This window comes from Limnoglobus sp. (assembly GCF_059499385.1).
Window position 1 is genome coordinate 1 of record NZ_JCABYM010000025.1, and the last position, 17328, is coordinate 17328.

A 17328-nucleotide genomic window follows, 5' to 3' on the forward strand; every position below is an offset into this window, starting at 1 on the left:
GTAAGCCGCCGGGTGAGCGCCCCTCACCCGGCGGCTTACGCCGCTCGGCTCGCCGCGTTTCGCTTGTTACTGCTTGTTCTCGACCGGCGGCTTGGCCTCGTTCGGCACCGGCGGCGTCGCCGCTTTCGGCGGGGTGGGGGCGGCCGTCGGGACCGTGTACCCCTTGATGCGGTTCACCAGGTCGCCCGGCTTCCCGGTCAGCGCCGCGCTCAGCACGGCCAGCTTCGACTTCAACTCCGGGTTCGCCTCGCCGGCCAGGGCCGTCGCGACGAGTTGATCCACCTCCGCGTTCGTCATCTTGCCGTTCGCCTGGACGTGGCGGACGGCCGCGTCCGCCGCCTTGCCGCGGACCGCCGCCGCGCGGGCCGTCGTCGCCGCCACGCGGGCGAGGTCCTGCTGCGCCCCCGCGACCGGGATGCGACTCAGGGCCTCGATCGCGATCTCCGCGTACTCGTCGTTCGACAACGCCTGCCGCAACGCCGGCACGGCGGGCGTCAGGTCGAATCCGGTCTGCTCGCCGACGGCCAACCGCCGCAGCCAGTCGAGGGCCAGCTTCGTGGACGCGTTCCGCTCCGTCGCGTCCCGCGGCCGCTGGGCCGGGTCGGCGACGGCGGCCTGCACGTCGTAGGCGAGGCCGTACCGCACGCTCCCCTCCACCGACCCGACGGCGAACGGCTCGGCGATCACCGAAACGCCCTTGTACCCGCTCACGGCCCGCTTCAGCACCGCCTCCGTCACCGGGTCGATGCTCGGCGTCCGCGGCAGGTTCAACGCGTCCGCGTCGATCCGCATCAGGACCGCGTCGAACGTCTTCCGCATCTCCGGCGTCAGGGCCGTCTCCAGTTGCGCGATCAGCCGGATCAGGTCGGCGGTCGGCGCGCCTTCGAGGGCCTTGTCCAGCTCCGGCTGGCGGCGGAGCAGTTGCGTGTAGTTCCGCAGGTCGCGGAACGGCGTCGGCGCGAACTCGGCCGTCGGCTGGTACTCGGCGAGCAGCGCGGCCAGGGCCAACTGCGGCAGCCGCAGGCCGAGGCGGGTTTCCAGCGCGATCGACGTGCCGAGGTTCGCGGCCGTCACGATCCGCCGCATCCGGGCCAGCCGGCCCTCATAGATCCGCATCAGCCGGTCGTCCCGGTCGCGGACGTTCAGCTTCCGGAGGTCCTCGTTCTCCTCCCGCGTCTTCCGCCGGTCCACCTCGTAGGGGGGCGGGACGACCATCTCCGTCGTCTCGGTCACGGCCACCAGCACGGCCAGCCGGAGCAGTTGCGTCTCGACGCTCGGGGCGACGACGTTGTCCGGCGACGCGACGACGAGGATCGGCCGCCGGCCGGCGTTGGTGTTCGCCGCCAGTTGCGCCAGCACGTCCTGCAACGTCGGCTCGACGACGTGCCGGTCCACGAGGATGAGGTCGAAGTCGGACGACCGGTTGATCCGCTTGAACAGCTCGCGGCCCGTCCCGAAGACTTCGGACTGGTAGCCGACGCCCCGGAGCATGGTGGCGACCTGGTCGCCGCGGGCGGCGAGCGGGTCCGCGATCAGGGCCTTGCCCATCCCGCCGGCGGCCCCGTCGCCCCCGGCCGCCCGCTTCAGCACGTCCACGATCCGGGCGTTCGCCCCGTGCTCGACCTGCGGCATCTTCAACAGCGCCGCGGCGGCCGCGAGTTGCACCCGCGGGTCGGAGTAGTTGAGCGCCTTCACGAGCGGGGCCGGCTTCTTCTCACCGCCGCCCTCGACCTTTCGGGGAATGGCCGCGGCCGTCTCCGCCCGGTTGCCGAGGGCTTGCGTCAGCCCGTAGGCGAGGGCCGTCTTGTTCTCGGCGAGGGCGGAATCGAGGAGGTTGATGAGCATCCCCGCCGGGGCGGACGCGAGCAGTTGCGAGACGTTCGGGTCGGCCTTCGCGAGGTCGCCGAAACTCGCCCGCTCGACGGCCCGCTCCGTGGCCAGCGAGAGGAACAGTTCCTGGGCCGGTTCCGACCCCGGCCGCCGCTCGATGGCCCACTTCAGGTACTTCAGGCCCGTCTGCTCCTCGGCCTGCGTCGGCGTCAGCTCGACCGGCTTGACGTTCCGCGCGGCCGCGTCCCAGACCCACAGCTTGACCCGGTTCTTCACCCGGTCGTAGGCGGCGAAGCTCCCCTTCCGCTCGTACATCGGCGTGGCGTACTTCACCAATTCCACGTCCGCCTGAAGGCGGTCGCTGCGGTCGCCGGTGAGGTCGCGGAGCGTCTGAATCGCGGTGTCCCGGAGGCCGCCGGCCTGGTCCGACGCGGCGAGGTACCACAGGTACGGCATGAAGTTCGTGTCGGCCTTGCCGGTGAGGGCCGTCACGTCCGACCGGCCGGCGAGCGACTTGATGAGGCCGACCTTCAACTCTTCCGGCACGTTCTCCGTCGCGACGACGAGGCCCGGCACGACCTCGGCGTTCAGCCGCGTCACGGCGGTGAGCGCCCCGGCCCGGTACTCCGGCGAGGTGTTGACGCGGAGGTTCTCGACCAGCACCGGCACGACGGCGTCGCCGGCGCGGTTCAACTCGGCGATGGCAAAGTCCCGCTCCTCCCGCGACTCGCCGAGGTTCTGTACCAGCCGCAGGAGGCGGGCCGGGTTGCGGGTCAGCTTCTCGTTCGCCTTCAGCGACCCCTCGATGATCCCCTCGATGACCGTCTTCTTGAACTCGGCGTCCTTCTTCGCGTCCGGCAGCCACCGGGGGACGTTCCGCAGGTTCTGGAACGCATTCGCGCCGTACTTCGCTTCCACGTCCAGGTAGTCCTGGTCGGTCGGCTTCAGGTTGAGGAAGTCCTTGAACGTCTCGGCGGCCAGCTCCAGGCTGCCGGCCTGGAGGTAGTCGCGGGCGGCGCGGAACACGTCGATCGGCTTCTTCGGGGCCTCCTGGGCGGTGGCGAGGCCCGCGGCTCCCAGGACCAGGGCGAGTGCGAAGAGGGGGACGCGAAGTCGCACTGGGGAATCCTCCGGGGGCCGGTCTGGGTGCGCAGTCGCCCCGGCGCGGGCGGCCGCCGGGGGTATTCGTGCATTGTGCGCGCGGGCCTTACTTTAAGCAATCGACTTCGGCGGCCACCAGGTCCGCGTAGGTTTCCCGACGACGGATGAGGCGATGTGTATGGCCTGTAACGAGAACTTCGGCCGCGCGGCACCGGGCGTTGTAGTTCGACGACATTGCCATGCCGTAGGCCCCGGCGCTGAACACGGCGAGCAGGTCGCCGCGGTGCAACTCCGGCAGGTTCCGGTTCTTCGCGAGGAAGTCGCCGGACTCGCACACCGGGCCGACCACGTCCTGCTTCATTGTACCCGGAATGTCCGCCTCGAAATCGTCCGGCCGTTCCGGGACGGCGTCCTTCGGCGTGACCGGCCAAATGCGGTGGAACGAGTCGTAGAGCGTCGGCCGGATCAGGTCGTTCATCGCGGCGTCCTGGATGACGTACCGCTTGCCGCCGGTCTCCTTCGTGAACACGACGCTGGACACGAGGATCCCGGCGTTCCCGACGATGAACCGGCCCGGTTCGAGCACGAGCTGGCAGCCGGTTTCCTTCACGGCAGGGAGGATGACCTTCGCGAACTCGCTCGCCGGCAACGCCTCTTGCTTGCGGTAGTGGATGCCGAACCCGCCGCCCATGTTCAGAACGGTGAGGGCGTGCCCTTGTTTGCGCAGTTCCGCGATGAGCTTGACGCCCTTCTCGCACCCCTGCTTGTACGGCTCGGCGGACAGGATCGGCGACCCGAGGTGCATGTGCAGCCCGGCGACGACGAGGTGCTTGTGCCCGACGACGCCCTTCGCCACGTCGAGGACGGTCTCGATGTCGAGGCCGAACTTGACGCCCTTGACGGACGTGTCGGTTTTAACGTGCGTCTTCGGCGGCAGGTCCGGGTTCACCCGCAGGGCGACGTTCGCGACGACGCCCATCCGCTCCGCGACGCGGCCGATGGCGTGCAGCTCCTGCTCGCTCTCCACGTCGAACAGGTAGACGCCGTTCTCGAGCGCGAACTGGATTTCCGCGTCCGCCTTGCCGACGCCGGCGAAGACGATCTTCGCCCCCGTCGGCCCGGCCTTGAGGGCGCGGTAGAACTCGCCGCCGGAGGTCACGTCGAACCCGGCCCCGTGCTGGCCCATCAGGCGGGCGATGCTGAGGTTGCCGTTCGCCTTGACGCTGTAGCAAATGATCGGCTTCGCCTCGGCGAACGCCGTCTGGATTTGCGTGAGGTGGTGGACGAGGGTGGCCTCGCTGTAGACGTACAGCGGCGTGCCGTACTCGTGCGCGAGTTCGGCGACGGGCACGTCCTCGCAGTACAGGGAGCGATTGCGGTATGCGAAATGGTCCATGGGTGGGGCCTACGTGGGGGATTGATCCAATGCTGTTTTTGTAGTCGAAGCCGCCCCCGGTGGAACACGACCCGGCGGGAAGCGGGTAGAATGTCGGCCGGGAGGGTTCGGTCATGCCGCTACGCGATCACTTTCGCCCGCCGGTGAGCTTGCGAAGCAGTTGGGAAGGTTTCCACGCGCAGTGGCCCGCGGTCATCGTCCAACAGTTGCGGAAACAACTGCCTGCCGGATTCATCGCCGAACCACGGGTGCATCTCGGCGCGATGGTCGAGATTGACATCGGAGCGTTCGAGACCGACGACCCATTGCCGGTTGCCGGAACCGGCGACGCCGCCGGAGGAGATGCCGTCGCGACTTGGGCCCCAGCGGAACCGAGTGTCGCCGTTGCGACGAACTTGCCCGACCAATACGAGTACGAAGTCCGCATCTACGACGCCGAGCGCGGCAAGCAACTCGTCGCGGCCATCGAACTCGTCAGCCCCGCGAACAAGGACCGGCCGGAACACCGGGCCGTGTTCGTAGCGAAGTGTGCCGCGCTTCTTCAGAAGGGCGTGGCCGTGAGCATCGTGGACCTCGTGACGCCTCGGCACTTTAACCTGTACCTCGACTTGCTGGAACTGATCGGTCACGCCGATCAGACGCTCGGCGACCCGCCGCCGCATACCTACGCCGCCTCGTGCCGGACGGCGAAGCGGAAGAGGCGGGCGATCTTCGAGGCATGGTCGCACGGTCTTCACGTCGGGCAGCCATTGCCGACCCTCCCGATCTGGCTCGACGCCCATCAGGTGGTGCCGCTGAACTTGGAACAGAGTTACGAGCAGACCTGCAGCGACCTTTGGATCACATGAGCCGCTCCCGCCAGCCCCGCAACTGCCGCTCGACCTCGGCCGGGGCCGTCGAGCCGTAGCTCTTGAACGACGCCAGCGCGTTCGCCACGCCGAGCACGTCGCGGATCGACGAGCCGATGCCGGGGCACGCCTCCTCGAACGCGGCCGACGGCAGGTCGGCGAGGCGGCAGCGGTCCTGCTCGCACCGGCGGACCAGCTTCCCGACCGCCTCGTGCGCCGACCGCATCGGCACGCCCTTCGCGATGAAGAACTCCATCAACGTCGTCGCGTCCAGGAAGCCTTCCTCGATCCGCGCCGCGATCGCGTCCCGCCGCAGCTTCGTCTGCGCCACCAGCGGGGCCGCGACCGCCAGCATCCCGGCGACCGTGTCGAACGCGTCGAACAGGGCCGTCTTGTCCTCCTGCAGGTCGCGGTTGTACGCGAGCGGCAAGCCCTTCAGCAGCACGAACAGTTGCTGCAGGCAGCCGATGACGCGGGCCGACTTGCCGCGGGTCAGTTCCAGCACGTCCGGGTTCTTCTTGTGCGGCATGATGCTCGACCCGGTGCAGAACGCGTCCGGCAGGTCGAGGAAGTTGAACTCCGTCGTACTCCAGATGACCCACTCCTCGGCCCACCCGCTCAGGTGCGTGGCGATCAGCGACAGGTCGAACACGAACTCGATGAGGAAGTCGCGGTCGCTCGACACGTCGAGGCTGTTGCGGGCGACGGAGTCGAACCCGAGTTTCTGCCGGACGGACTCGCGGTCGATGGGGAGCGATGTTCCGGCGAGGGCGGCGGCCCCCAGCGGCAGCACGTTCACCCGCTTCCGCCCGTCGGCCAGCCGCTCGCGGTCCCGCTGGAACTTCTCCGCGTAGGCGAGGAAGTAGTGCGCCGCCAGCACCGGCTGTGCCCGTTGCAGGTGCGTGTAGCCGGGGATGACCATATCCCGCTCGCGGTCGGCGGAATCGACGAACGCTTTTTGCAGGTCCTTCAACAGCCCGTCGAGGTCGTCGATGGCGTCGCGGACCCAGAGCTTCACGTCCGTGACGATCTGGTCGTTCCGGCTGCGGGCCGTGTGCAGCTTCCGGCCCACGTCGCCGAGCTTCGCGATGAGCGCCCGCTCGATGTGCGTGTGAATGTCTTCCAGCGAGATGGAGTACTCCATCTTCCCGGCTTCGATGGCCTCGCCGATCTCGTCGAGGGCGGTCGAGATTTGGTCCGCTTCCGCCGGTGTGAGCAGGCCGACCTCGGCGAGCATCCGGGCGTGGGCCTGGCTGCCGCGGATGTCGTGGCGGTAGAGCCGCTTGTCGAACGAGATCGACTCGGTGAACGCTTCCACGCGGGCGTCCGTGCTGCCGTCGAACCGCCCGCCCCAGGTCTTCTGACTCATTGCGCCGTCTCGGTAGTAGTAGCGGTCTTTATATGGTGGCGGCCCGTATGAAAACTTGACACCCGCCTACGCCGGCCGGGGTATCATCCCTGACACCCGAACCCACCCGAGGACCACGCCGATGCGGAAGCTGCTTCTCCTATTCGCGGCCGCCCTGTTCGCCGCCCCACCCGCCGCGGCCGCCGAGCCGACCGTCGAGCTGAAAATTAAGGCCATCAAAGACCTCCTCCCGCTCGCCCAGTACCTCGGCGACCTCGCCGGGCAGGGCGAACAGGCGGAGCAGGGTGCGAAGTTCGTCGAGGCGATGGCCGGCAAGAAGGGCGTCATCGAGGGGATCGACATCACGAAGCCGATCGGGTTCTACGCCACGATGACGCCGAACGTCATCGACAGCCCGATGGTCGTCCTCGTCCCCGTCGGGGACGAGAAGGCGTTCCTCAACCTCCTCACCGGCAAGCTGAACCTCGGCCCGGAGAAGGGCGACGGCGACATCTACTCCGTCACCGTGCCGAACGTGCCGCCGAAAGTCTACTTCAAGTTCCACAAGGGGTACGTCTGCGTCACCGTCCACAACAAGGCGACACTGGACGCGGATACGCTCCTCGACCCGAAGGACCTCTTCGCGAAGGAGCAAACGTCCGTCCTCACCCTCTCCGTGAACCTCGACCGCATCCCGGCCGACGTGCGGAAGACGGTCCTCGGCCAGATGGAACTGAAGCTCGCGGACGAGAAGGCGAAGCCGGCGAAGACGCCGGCCGAGGAGAAGGCGAAGGCGCTGGCCATCGACGCGACGTTCGCCGGCGTCACCAGCCTGTTCACCGACGGCAAGACGGCCAGCCTCAGCCTGAACATCGACCCGAAGGCCGACGACATCGGCCTCGACTTCTCGCTGACCGCGAAGGACGGGTCGGACCTGAAGTCGCTGTTCGCGTCCGTCGCGAAGCGGGCCGCCGTCGCGCCGTTGGCCGCCGGGAAGAACGCGATCCTGTCCGTCGCCGCGAACCTGCAAATTCCCGAATCGCTGATGAAAAAGTATTCCGACGTGATCGACCTCGCCGTCGGCGACGCGCTGGAGAAAGCGAAGGATAACGACCGCGACGCGGCGAAGAAGTTCTTCGACGCCGTCGAGCCGACGCTGAAGGCCGGCACGCTCCAGTTCGGCCTCTCGCTCAGCGGGTCGGCCGGCAAGCACGAGGTCCTCGCGGCCGTCCGCACCACGTCCGGCAAGCAGATCGAGGCCCTGGCGAAGGAGTTCGCCCCGTTCATCCCCGAGGATAAAGCGAAGGTCAAGTTCGACGTGGAGAAGGTCGGGGCGGCCGCGCTGCACGAGATCGTCCCGCCGGCGGACGAGAAGGTCGAGAAGCTGTTCGGCAAGGACAAGAGCGTCTGGCTGACGACGGCGGACGACCTGTTCGTCGTCGGGTTCGGCGGGGACGCGACGGCGGCGAAGAAGTTGGCCCGGGCGACGCCCGCCCCGTCGCCGATCCTGGCGGTCGAGTTGAGCGTGGCATGGGTTACCCTGCTCGGCGACTCGAAGACGAAGGGGGAGCAGTCCGACGCGCTCGTTCGAGAGACGTTCGGCGACGTCAAGGTTCGGGGGAACGACACGTTCAAGGTGCTCGTCACGGCCGGCGAGAAGCTGTCTCTGAACGCAACGATCAAGGGCAAGGCGTTGAAGCTCATCGCCGCACTCGGCAAGAAGGAGAAGGAGTAACGACTCGCAACGGCGAGCGTCGGGGCGTAAGCCCGACGTGGCTGGCCGCTAGGCAAGCGGCGCGTGCCAACACGTTCGCGGCCCTGGACGCGGGAAGCCACGTCGGGCTTACGCCCCGACGCTCGCCGTTCCCGGCCGACCCGAATCTTGCCACGCCGAACGGACGTTAACCGTCCGACGCGCCCGATAGTTTGTACGATCAGTCCCGGTTCGCCACGGCCGACGAACCTGCCGGGTTTCTCCGCACCTCCGCGGTTCCGCCGCCCGCCGTATTCCCGTTTATTTACACGGCTCGGAAGTTGCTTTCCGCCGAACGGAAACTACGTTTCCGGCAACAGTCGGTCGAGTAACATGCCCAGATTGCGGCCGCCTTCCGCGCCGCGATCATGACACCGAATCCGCCCGAATGGTGACCGCCCCCGACCGCCGACGCCACGTCTTGACCATCAACCTCGAAGACTACTTCCAGGTCGGTGCGTTCCAGAAGTTCGTCCGCGCCGACCAGTGGCAGCGGTACGAATCCCGGATCGTCCATCAAACGAAACTCGCCCTCGACCTGCTCGACGAGCACGGCGCGAAGGCCACGTTCTTCGTCCTCGGCCGCGTCGCGGAGGCGCTGCCCGGCCTCGTCCGACAGGTCGCCGGGCGGGGGCACGAGGTCGCCAGCCGCGGGTACGCATGGCGGAACGTCCGCGACCTGACGCCGCTGGAGTTCCGCGACGACCTCCGCCGCGGCCGCCTGGCCATCGAGCGGGCGTGCGGCCAGAGGGTACTCGGTTACCGCACCGCCGAGGGGTGGTTCCGCCCGGCCGACCTGTGGGCGCTCGACGTGCTCGCCGAGGAAGGGTACGCCTACGACTCCAGCGTGGGACCGATCCTCCGCACCTACTCGGCCGAACCGCGGCGGCGGTTCGTCCACCAGGAACGGACGAAGGCCGGGCCGATCGCGGAGCTGCCGATCGCGTCGGCCCGCGTCCTCGGCGTGGACGTGCCGATCGGCGGCGGGAACTGGCTGCGGCAGCTCCCGCCGTTCCTCGTCCGCCGGGCCGTCCGCGGGTGGGAGTCGCGGACCGACGCGCCGTTCGTCATGTACTTCCACACGTGGGAACTCGACCCCGACCAGCCGCGGTTCGAGGCGACCGGCTTCCTCACCCGCGTCCGCCACTACCGCAACCTCGACCGGATGCGGGACAAGGTGTCCGAGTACCTTAAACTGTTCCGGTTCGACACGGCCGCGGCGCACCTCGGGCTGAGGCTGGAGCCGTCGGTTCTCACGGCGAACCCGACGCCGCCGCCCGGCGACTTGAGTTCGCTCTCGTCGGACGGGATGCGGACCAACCGCACGCCGGTCGGCATCGTCGTGCCGCTGTACAACGAGGAGCCGGTGATCCCGTTCCTGGCGAACACGCTCCGCGAGGTCCGCCGGGCGTTCCGCAAGGAGAACTACGACCCGCGATTCCTGCTCGTCAACGACGCGAGCCGGGACAAGACGCTCGAAGTCGTTCGTTCTACGTTCGACGCGTGGCCGGACGTGACGGTGCTGGCGCACGAGACGAACCTGGGCGTGGCGGCCGCGATCATGACCGGCCTTCGGGCCGCGGACGGGGAAATCGTCTGCTCGATGGACGCGGACTGCACCTACGACCCGCACGAACTGTTGAACATGATCCCGAAGCTGACGGCGGGCGTGGACCTGGTGACGGCGTCGCCGTACCACCCGGCCGGCGAGGTGCGGAACGTCCCGCGGTGGCGGTTGGTCCTGTCGAAGGGGGCGAGCGCCGTGTACCGCCGGGTGTTCCACAACAAGCTGTACACGTACACGAGTTGCTTCCGCGTCTACCGCCGGTCGCGGGTGGTGGACGTACCGATGAAGCACGGCAACTTCCTCGGCGTCGTCGAGCTGCTCGGCCGGCTCGACCACGGCGGTAGTACGATCGTCGAGCACCCGGCCGCGTTGAGCCTCCGGATGCTCGGCCGGTCGAAGATGAAGACGGTCCGCACGATCTTCGGCCACCTGCGGCTGATGCGGCAGTTCGCGTGGGACCGGCTGCGGGGGCGAACCGCCCCGGCCGACCGCGGGCCGACCGCGCCGCCGGTCGCCGCCAGGGTCGCCCCGGCGATGCAGGACCGGCCGCCCCCGCCGGTCCCGGTCGGCCGTTGAGGGATAGAATGACCCCTTCCCGCCCACCCGCCGGCCCCGTGTTCCCCTTCACGGCCGGCGAGCTTCCTTCCTTTGTGTGAGACGATGAGCCACCGCCCCGGCCCGCCGCTCCCCTTGCCGTCCGACCAGGACGCTACCGGCCGCACGCTCGGCGAGGAGGAGATTGCCCTGTTGTCGGAGGTCATCCGCACCGGCACGCTGACCAGCACGAAGGGGAACTTCGTCAAGACGCTGGAGAAGGAGTTTGCCGCCAGCGTTGGGGCGGCGCACGCGGTTGCGGCCAGTTCCGGCTCGACGGCGATCCACGCCGCGATTTCCGCCATCGACCCGGAACCCGGCGACGAGATCGTCACCACGTCCATCACGGACATGGGGGCGTTGACGCCGATCCTCTATCAAGGGGCGATCCCCGTCTTCGTGGACGTGGACCCGAGGACGTGCAACGTCACCGCCGAGAGTATCGAAGCCGCGATCGGCCCGAAGACGAAGGCGGTCGTCGTCACGCACCTGTTCGGCAACCCGTGCGACATGACCGGCATCATGGCCGTCGCGAACGAACGCGGGCTGCCGGTGATCGAGGACTGCGCCCAGGCGTTCGGCGCGACGTGGGAAGGGAAGCCGGTCGGAACGTTCGGCGCGCTCGGCTGCTTCAGCCTGCAACAGGGCAAGCACATCACCACGGGGGAAGGCGGGATCGTCGTGGCGAACGACGCGGCCCTGGCCCGGCGGGCGTACCTGTTCGTGAACAAGGCGTGGGGCTACGGCGACCCGCAGCCGGACCATTACTTCATCGCCCTCAACGGCCGGATGAGCGAGCTGCAAGGGGCCGTCGCGGTCGCGCAACTGAAGAAGCTGCCCGCCGTCGTGCAGAGCCGCGTCGATTCGGCCGCGTACCTTTCGACGAAGCTGGCCGACATCGACGGGATCGAGACGCCGTGGCAGGACGACCGGGCGGTCCACACGTTTTGGAAGTACTGCCTCCGCGTGGACGGGCGGGTGATCGCCGGTGGCGCGCCCGGACTGGCGGCGCTGTTGAAGGAACGTGGCATCGCGAGCGCCCCGCGGTACATCCAGAAGCCGGCGTTCCGGTGTGCGGTGTTCGCGGAACAGCGGACGTTCGGCAACAGCCGGTGGCCGTTCACGCTGGCCCGGCCGGGGGCGGTCGATTACGCGGCCGAGAAGTTCCCCGGCACGTTCGCGGCGCTGGACGGCGTGCTCGTGCTGCCGTGGTCGGAGAGGTACACGGCCGAGCACCTGGACTACATCGCGTCCGCCGTCCGCGAGTGCGCGGAGCGGTCGCGGACATAGTAGTAGGCACACTCCGTGTGCCGTCTCCTCCCCGCCGCGGGGAGTTCGTGCGGGCCGCTGCGACCGACAGCAAACGGCACACGGAGTGTGCCTACTACTATTGGAAGCCCACCATGAAGCCCAAGATTCGATTCGCGCTCATCGGGGCCGGCGGCATCGCCCAGACCTACGCCCAGGCGTTCCGCGACCACCCGGACGCGGCCCTCGTCGCCGTCATCGACGTGCGGCCGGAGGCGGCGCAGAAGGTCGCCGCCCTCGTCCCGGACGCGCGAGCGTTCGCCTCGCTCGACGCCGCCCGCGGCGTTGTGGACTTCGACGCCACGCTCGTCGCGACGCCGCCGGTCACGCACGAGCCGGTCGTCCTGAAGTTGCTCGCCCTCGGCCGGCACGTCCTGTGCGAGAAGCCGTTCACGACCGACGCCGAGAGCGCCGGCCGCATGGCCGCCGCCGCGCGGAAGGCCGGCCGCGTGCTGACGATGGCGTCGAAGTTCCGGTACGTGGCCGACGTGAACAAGGCCCGCGCGTTCATCGACGACGGGCTGATCGGCGAGGTCGTGCTGTTCGAGAACGCATTCACGTCCCGCGTGGACATGACGAACCGGTGGAACGGCGACCCGGCCGTCAGCGGCGGCGGCGTGCTGATCGACAACGGCGCGCACTCCCTCGACCTGACCCGGTTCTTCCTCGGCACGCTCGCCGAGGTCCACGCCGTCGAGGGCCGGCGGTTCCAGCCGCTGCCGGTCGAGGACACCGCGCAGGTGTTCGTCCGGTCCGTCGCCGGCGTCATGGGGACGATCGACCTGTCCTGGAGCGTCAACAAGGAACGCGAGAGCTACATCGAGGTCCACGGCTTGCTCGGCACGATCCGCGTCGGCTGGAAGGAGTCGAAGTACAAGCTGACCGGCAAGGACTGGGTCGTCTTCGGCGGCGGGTACGACAAGGTGCAGGCGTTCCGGGACAACCTCGGCAACTTCGCCCGTCACCTGCGGGACGGCGAGCCGCTCGTCATCACCGTCGAGGACGCGGTGGCGAACGTGGCCGCCATCGACGCCGCGTACCGGTCGCTCGAGCGGCCGGACTGGACCCTGCTCCGCCACCCGGCGATGGTATGACCGCCCCCGGCATCCACCCCACCGCGATCATCGAGCCGGGCGTGACCCTCGGCGCGGGCACGGCCGTCTGGGACAACGTCCATATCCGCCGCGACACGACCCTCGGCGACGAGTGCGTCGTCGGCGAGAAGACGTACATCGCCTACGGCGTCCGCATCGGCCATCGCGTGAAGATCAACAGCTTCGTCTACGTCTGCACGGCCGTCACCATCGAGGACGGCGTAATGGTCAGCGCGGGAACGATCTTCACCAATGACCGGTTCCCGCGGGCGACGACGCCGGACCTGAAGCACCTGCGGCCGTCCGAGCCGGACGAGCACACGCTGCCGACGCTCGTTCGCGAGGGCGCGACCATCGGGGCCGGGTGCGTCATCGGCAACGACCTGACCGTCGGCCGGTTCGCGATGGTCGGCATGGGGTCGGTCGTGACGAAATCGGTCCCGGACTTCCACCTGGTCGTGGGCAACCCGGCCCGGACGGCCGGCGCGGTCTGCCGGTGCGGGCAACTGCTCGCGCGGTTCACCGAGCCGACGGCGACGCCGGAACGGCTCCCCTGCCCGGCGTGCGGCCGCGCCTACCGGCGCGACGGCATCGACATCGAGGAGATCGGTTGAACACGAACCCGCTACCCGTCGCCCCCTTCACTGCCGCTCCCGCCGGCGGCCGGTGGGCGGTCGTCGGCGGCGGCCTCCTCGGGATGGAACTCGCCCGGCAACTGCAAGCCGCCGGGCACGCCGTCACGCTCATCGAGGCCGCCCCGCACCTCGGCGGCCTCGCCGACGCCTGGCAGCTCGGCGACGTCGCCTGGGACCGGCACTACCACGTCATCCTCCTGTCCGACACTCGGCTGCGGGAACTGATCGGCACCCTCGGCTTGACGGACGAGCTGCGGTGGGTCGAGACGAAGACCGGCTTCTACACCGACGGCAAGCTCTACTCCATGTCGAACGCGGTGGAGTTCCTCAAGTTCCCGCCGCTCGGGTTGCTGAACAAGTTTCGACTGGCGGCGACGATCCTCCGCGCGTCGCGGATTCGCGACTGGAAGGGGCTGGAGAAAATCCCCGTCGTCGATTGGCTCCGCCGGTGGTCCGGCCGCCGCACGACGGAGAAAATCTGGCTGCCGCTGCTCCGGGCGAAGCTCGGCGAGAACTACCGGCACGCCTCGGCCGCGTTCATCTGGGCGATCATCGCCCGCATGTACGCGGCCCGGCGGACCGGCCTCAAGAAGGAGATGTTCGGCTACGTCCGCGGCGGGTACGCGCGAATCCTGGAACACTTCGCGTACCTGTTGCAGGCGAGCGGCGTGACGGTCCGCGAGTACGCCCGCGTGTCGCAGATCGTCGGCGACGGGTTCGGCCTGGAGGTCGAGTACGAGGACGGCACGAGCGAGGAGTTCGACCGCGTCGTCGTGACGGCGGCCGCACCGGTCGCGGCGAAGATTTGCCCCGGCTTGAGCGACGACGAACGCGCGAAACTGCTCGGCCTCCGCTACCAGGGGATCGTCTGCGCGTCGGTCCTGCTGAAGAAGCCGCTCGCGCACTACTACGTGACGAACATCACCGACCCGGCCCCGTTCACGGCCGTGATCGAGATGACCGCGCTCGTCGATCCCGCGGAATTCGGCGGCCGCCACCTCGTCTACCTGCCGAAGTACGTGGCCCCGGACGACCCGCTGTTCGAGCAACCGGACCAGAAGATCCGCGACTCCTTCCTCGACGCGCTCGCAAAAATGTACCCGCACTTCTCGCCGGACGACGTGCTGGCGTTCCGCGTCTCCCGCGTGCGGAACGTGCTGGCGATTTCGACGCTCGACTACTCGGCTAACCTGCCGCCGATGCGGACGAGCGTGCCGGGCCTGTCGGTCGTGAACTCGGCGCACATCGTCAACGGCACGCTGAACGTGAACGAGACGCTGCAACTGGCCGACCGCGCGACGGCGGAGCTGCTCGCGGAGACGCCGCGATGATTCGGCCGGCCGGGAAGCCGCTCGCGTCGCTGTCGCTGGACCTCGACAACAAGTGGTCGTACCTGAAGACGCACGGCGACGCCGGGTGGGACAAACTCCCGTCGTACCTCGGCGTCGTGGTCCCGCGGGTGCTGAAGCTGCTCGCCGACCACGGCCTGACGATCACGTGGTTCGTCGTCGGCCAGGACGCGGTGCTCAACCACCACCGCGACGTGTTGCGGTCGATCACGGCCGCCGGGCACGAGGTCGGGAACCACTCGTTCCACCACGAGCCGTGGCTGCACCTGTATTCTCGCACCCAGATTCACGACGAACTCGCCCGCACCGAGGACGCGATTGAGAGCGCGACCGGCGTGCGGCCGACCGGCTTCCGCGGCCCCGGCTACAGCGTCTCGGAAACGGTCCTCGAAGTGCTGATCGAGCGCGGCTACCGGTTCGACGCCTCGACGTTTCCGACGTACCTCGGCCCGGTGGCGCGGGCGTACTACTTCATGACGGCGAAGCTGTCGCCGGCCGAGAAGAGGCAGCGGGCGAAGCTGTTCGGCACGCTCGCGGACGGCCGCCGGCCGCTGAAGCCGTACCGGTGGCGGACGCGGCTCGGCCCGATCCTGGAAATCCCGGTCACGACGATGCCGCTGGCGAAGGTTCCGATCCACCTGAGCTACCTGCTCTACCTCGGACGTTTTTCGCGGTTCGCGGCGCGGAATTACTTCCGCACCGCGATGGCGTTCTGCCGGCGGGCGAACGTGGAGCCGTCGATTCTCCTGCACCCGCTGGATTTCCTGGGCGCGGACGACGATTCGGACCTGAGTTTTTTCCCCGCGATGGACCGCCCGGCCGGGTGGAAGCTCGACCTCGCGGCCGAGGTGCTCGACGGGCTGACCCGCAACTTCGACGTACTGCCGATGGGCCGGTACGCGGACGCGCTCGCGGCGCGGGAGCTGCCGGAGCGCCGCCCCGACTTCACGAAATCTCCTTGAATTGACGGTTAATAACATCCCCTCCCACTTGCGCATTCGCGTCGTAGGTGTAATCATGGAGTGCGGGCACGACCACGGAGGCGGACCGGAGACCCCGAACGGATTCTCGCGCACCCCGTCGGCGGCGACATGTTCCTCGACTGCTCCCACGCCCTCCCGGCTCGCCCGCCCACGCCGTTCGCGGGCGTGACGGTCGCGGACCTCGACGGCGACGGAATCGACGAACTCTTCATCTCCTCCGCCGGGCCGAACCGCGTCCTCAAGTGGGTCGGCACCGCGTTCCGCGACACGGCCCCGCCGGCGCTCGCCGACCACGCCCACGAGACGCTCGGGTGCGTGGCCGCCGACTTCGACGGCGATGGCCGGGAAGAACTCTACCTCGTCAACGACGGCCCGGCGACCGACCGGCTGTTCGACTGCCAGCCGGACGGCCGGTGGGTCGATCTGTTCGACCGGCCGGCCCACCGCCACGCCCGGAACCCGCACGCGACGCGGGCCGTCGCCGCCCTCGACCGCCGCGGCCACGGCCGGTACGGGTTCGCCGTCACGAACCACGGCCGCCCGCTGCGGCTGTACGAACTCGGCCCGTCGGACGCCGTCACCGACCTCGCCGTGCCGCTCGGCATCGCCGTCCCCGTCCTCGGCGGCGGAACCGTCGTCGCCCCGCTCGCGTCCGACCGCCCGGACCTGTACTGCGTCAACGAACTCGGCGCGAACCTGCTGTTCCGCAACACCGGCATGGGCACGTTCCTCGAAGTCGCGGCGGAACACGGCCTCCGCGACTGCCACGAGCACGGGCGCGGCGGCGTCCCGCTCGACGGCGGGTTGGTCGTCTGCAACCGCGACGGCCCGCACCGGCTGTTCGCGCGGCGGCCGGACGGCACGTACCGGAATGTCGCGACGCCGGCGATGGCCCTGCCGAGCGACGTGCGAACCGTCGTCGCGGCCGACTTCGACAACGACGGGTGGGAGGAGTTGCTGTTCGTGAACGGGGCCGAGTCGCCGCGCTTCTTCCGCCGTTCGGAGGACGACGTGTGGTCGCTGGCCGACGGTGGGGCGCTGGCCGACGGCGCGGGGGCCGGGGCGGCCGTCGCGGACGTGGACCAGGACGGGCGGTTGGAGCTGGTGCTGACGACCACGGAAGCGGTGCGGCTGTTCAAGTGGCCGGACGCGGGGAACAACTGGCTGCGGGTGCGGCCGCTGACGCGGTTCGGGGCCGCGGCCCGCGGCGCGGTCGTGCGGCTGACGGCGGGCCGCACGCAGCTGCGGACGATCTGCGGCGGCAGCGGGTTTCGCTGTCAGATGGAGCCGGTCGCGCACTTCGGGCTGGGCACGGCCGACCGGGTGGAAGCGGTCCAGGTGACGTGGCCGGACGACACGACGGTGACGCTCGAACGCCCGGCGGTCAACCGCACGATCGTCGTGCGATATCCGGGGTAGTGGCGGGAAAAGGGGGTGGGGGGGGGGGTTGTTGAGAAAAAATAAAACCCCCCCGGAAAGCCCCCCCCCCCCCCCGGCGGGGGGGTGAGCCGCGGCGACAGGG

At 69.1% G+C, this 17328-nt stretch carries 12 protein-coding genes; 9 read left to right on the forward strand and 3 right to left on the reverse strand.

The window, feature by feature from the left end; translation table 11 throughout:
* Positions 1–66: 66 nt before the first annotated feature.
* Together AC5JJ2_RS04000 and lysA are read right to left on the reverse strand one after the other, a co-directional pair.
* Positions 67–2949: a hypothetical protein gene (locus AC5JJ2_RS04000; RefSeq protein WP_495856665.1), complete on the reverse strand. Its 2883-nt coding sequence runs from the start codon at positions 2947–2949 to the stop codon at positions 67–69.
* Positions 2950–3037: 88 nt separating this feature from the next.
* On the reverse strand, positions 3038–4327 hold the full coding sequence (lysA, locus tag AC5JJ2_RS04005) for a diaminopimelate decarboxylase (RefSeq protein WP_495856666.1): 1290 nt from the start codon (positions 4325–4327) through the stop codon (positions 3038–3040).
* A 113-nt stretch (positions 4328–4440) separates the two neighbouring features.
* Between lysA and AC5JJ2_RS04010 the strand changes: the two genes are divergently transcribed.
* Complete coding sequence (locus tag AC5JJ2_RS04010; RefSeq protein ID WP_495856667.1) at positions 4441–5175, forward strand: DUF4058 family protein; 735 nt, start codon at positions 4441–4443, stop codon at positions 5173–5175.
* Here AC5JJ2_RS04010 and argH read toward each other — a convergent pair.
* Positions 5168–6544, reverse strand: coding sequence for an argininosuccinate lyase (gene argH / locus AC5JJ2_RS04015; protein ID WP_495856668.1), 1377 nt, complete (start codon positions 6542–6544; stop codon positions 5168–5170). The genes AC5JJ2_RS04010 and argH overlap by 8 nt on opposite strands.
* Before the next feature lie 121 nt (positions 6545–6665).
* Between argH and AC5JJ2_RS04020 the strand changes: the two genes are divergently transcribed.
* The 8 genes from AC5JJ2_RS04020 to AC5JJ2_RS04055 all read left to right on the forward strand — a co-directional run bounded on the left by AC5JJ2_RS04020 (position 6666) and on the right by AC5JJ2_RS04055 (position 17225).
* Positions 6666–8258: a hypothetical protein gene (locus tag AC5JJ2_RS04020; protein WP_495856669.1), complete on the forward strand. Its 1593-nt coding sequence runs from the start codon at positions 6666–6668 to the stop codon at positions 8256–8258.
* A gap of 406 nt (positions 8259–8664) precedes the next feature.
* Positions 8665–10419: a DUF3473 domain-containing protein gene (locus tag AC5JJ2_RS04025; RefSeq protein ID WP_495856670.1), complete on the forward strand. Its 1755-nt coding sequence runs from the start codon at positions 8665–8667 to the stop codon at positions 10417–10419.
* Positions 10420–10503: 84 nt separating this feature from the next.
* Positions 10504–11727 (forward strand): DegT/DnrJ/EryC1/StrS family aminotransferase, encoded by a 1224-nt coding sequence (locus AC5JJ2_RS04030; protein ID WP_495856671.1) that lies wholly within the window; start codon positions 10504–10506, stop codon positions 11725–11727.
* Positions 11728–11840: 113 nt separating this feature from the next.
* Positions 11841–12839 (forward strand): Gfo/Idh/MocA family protein, encoded by a 999-nt coding sequence (locus AC5JJ2_RS04035; RefSeq protein WP_495856672.1) that lies wholly within the window; start codon positions 11841–11843, stop codon positions 12837–12839.
* Positions 12836–13453 carry an acyltransferase gene (locus AC5JJ2_RS04040; RefSeq protein WP_495856673.1) on the forward strand — a complete coding sequence of 206 codons (618 nt, stop codon included), beginning with the start codon at positions 12836–12838 and terminating at the stop codon, positions 13451–13453. Before AC5JJ2_RS04035 ends, AC5JJ2_RS04040 begins: the two co-directional genes overlap by 4 nt.
* On the forward strand, positions 13450–14805 hold the full coding sequence (locus AC5JJ2_RS04045; RefSeq protein ID WP_495856674.1) for an NAD(P)/FAD-dependent oxidoreductase: 1356 nt from the start codon (positions 13450–13452) through the stop codon (positions 14803–14805). Before AC5JJ2_RS04040 ends, AC5JJ2_RS04045 begins: the two co-directional genes overlap by 4 nt.
* Entirely contained in the window at positions 14802–15785 is a 984-nt protein-coding gene (locus AC5JJ2_RS04050) for a polysaccharide deacetylase family protein (protein WP_495856675.1), read from the forward strand. The genes AC5JJ2_RS04045 and AC5JJ2_RS04050 overlap by 4 nt, the downstream gene beginning before the upstream one ends.
* Positions 15786–15914: 129 nt before the next feature.
* On the forward strand, positions 15915–17225 hold the full coding sequence (locus AC5JJ2_RS04055) for a CRTAC1 family protein (protein ID WP_495856676.1): 1311 nt from the start codon (positions 15915–15917) through the stop codon (positions 17223–17225).
* Positions 17226–17328 lie beyond the last annotated feature (103 nt).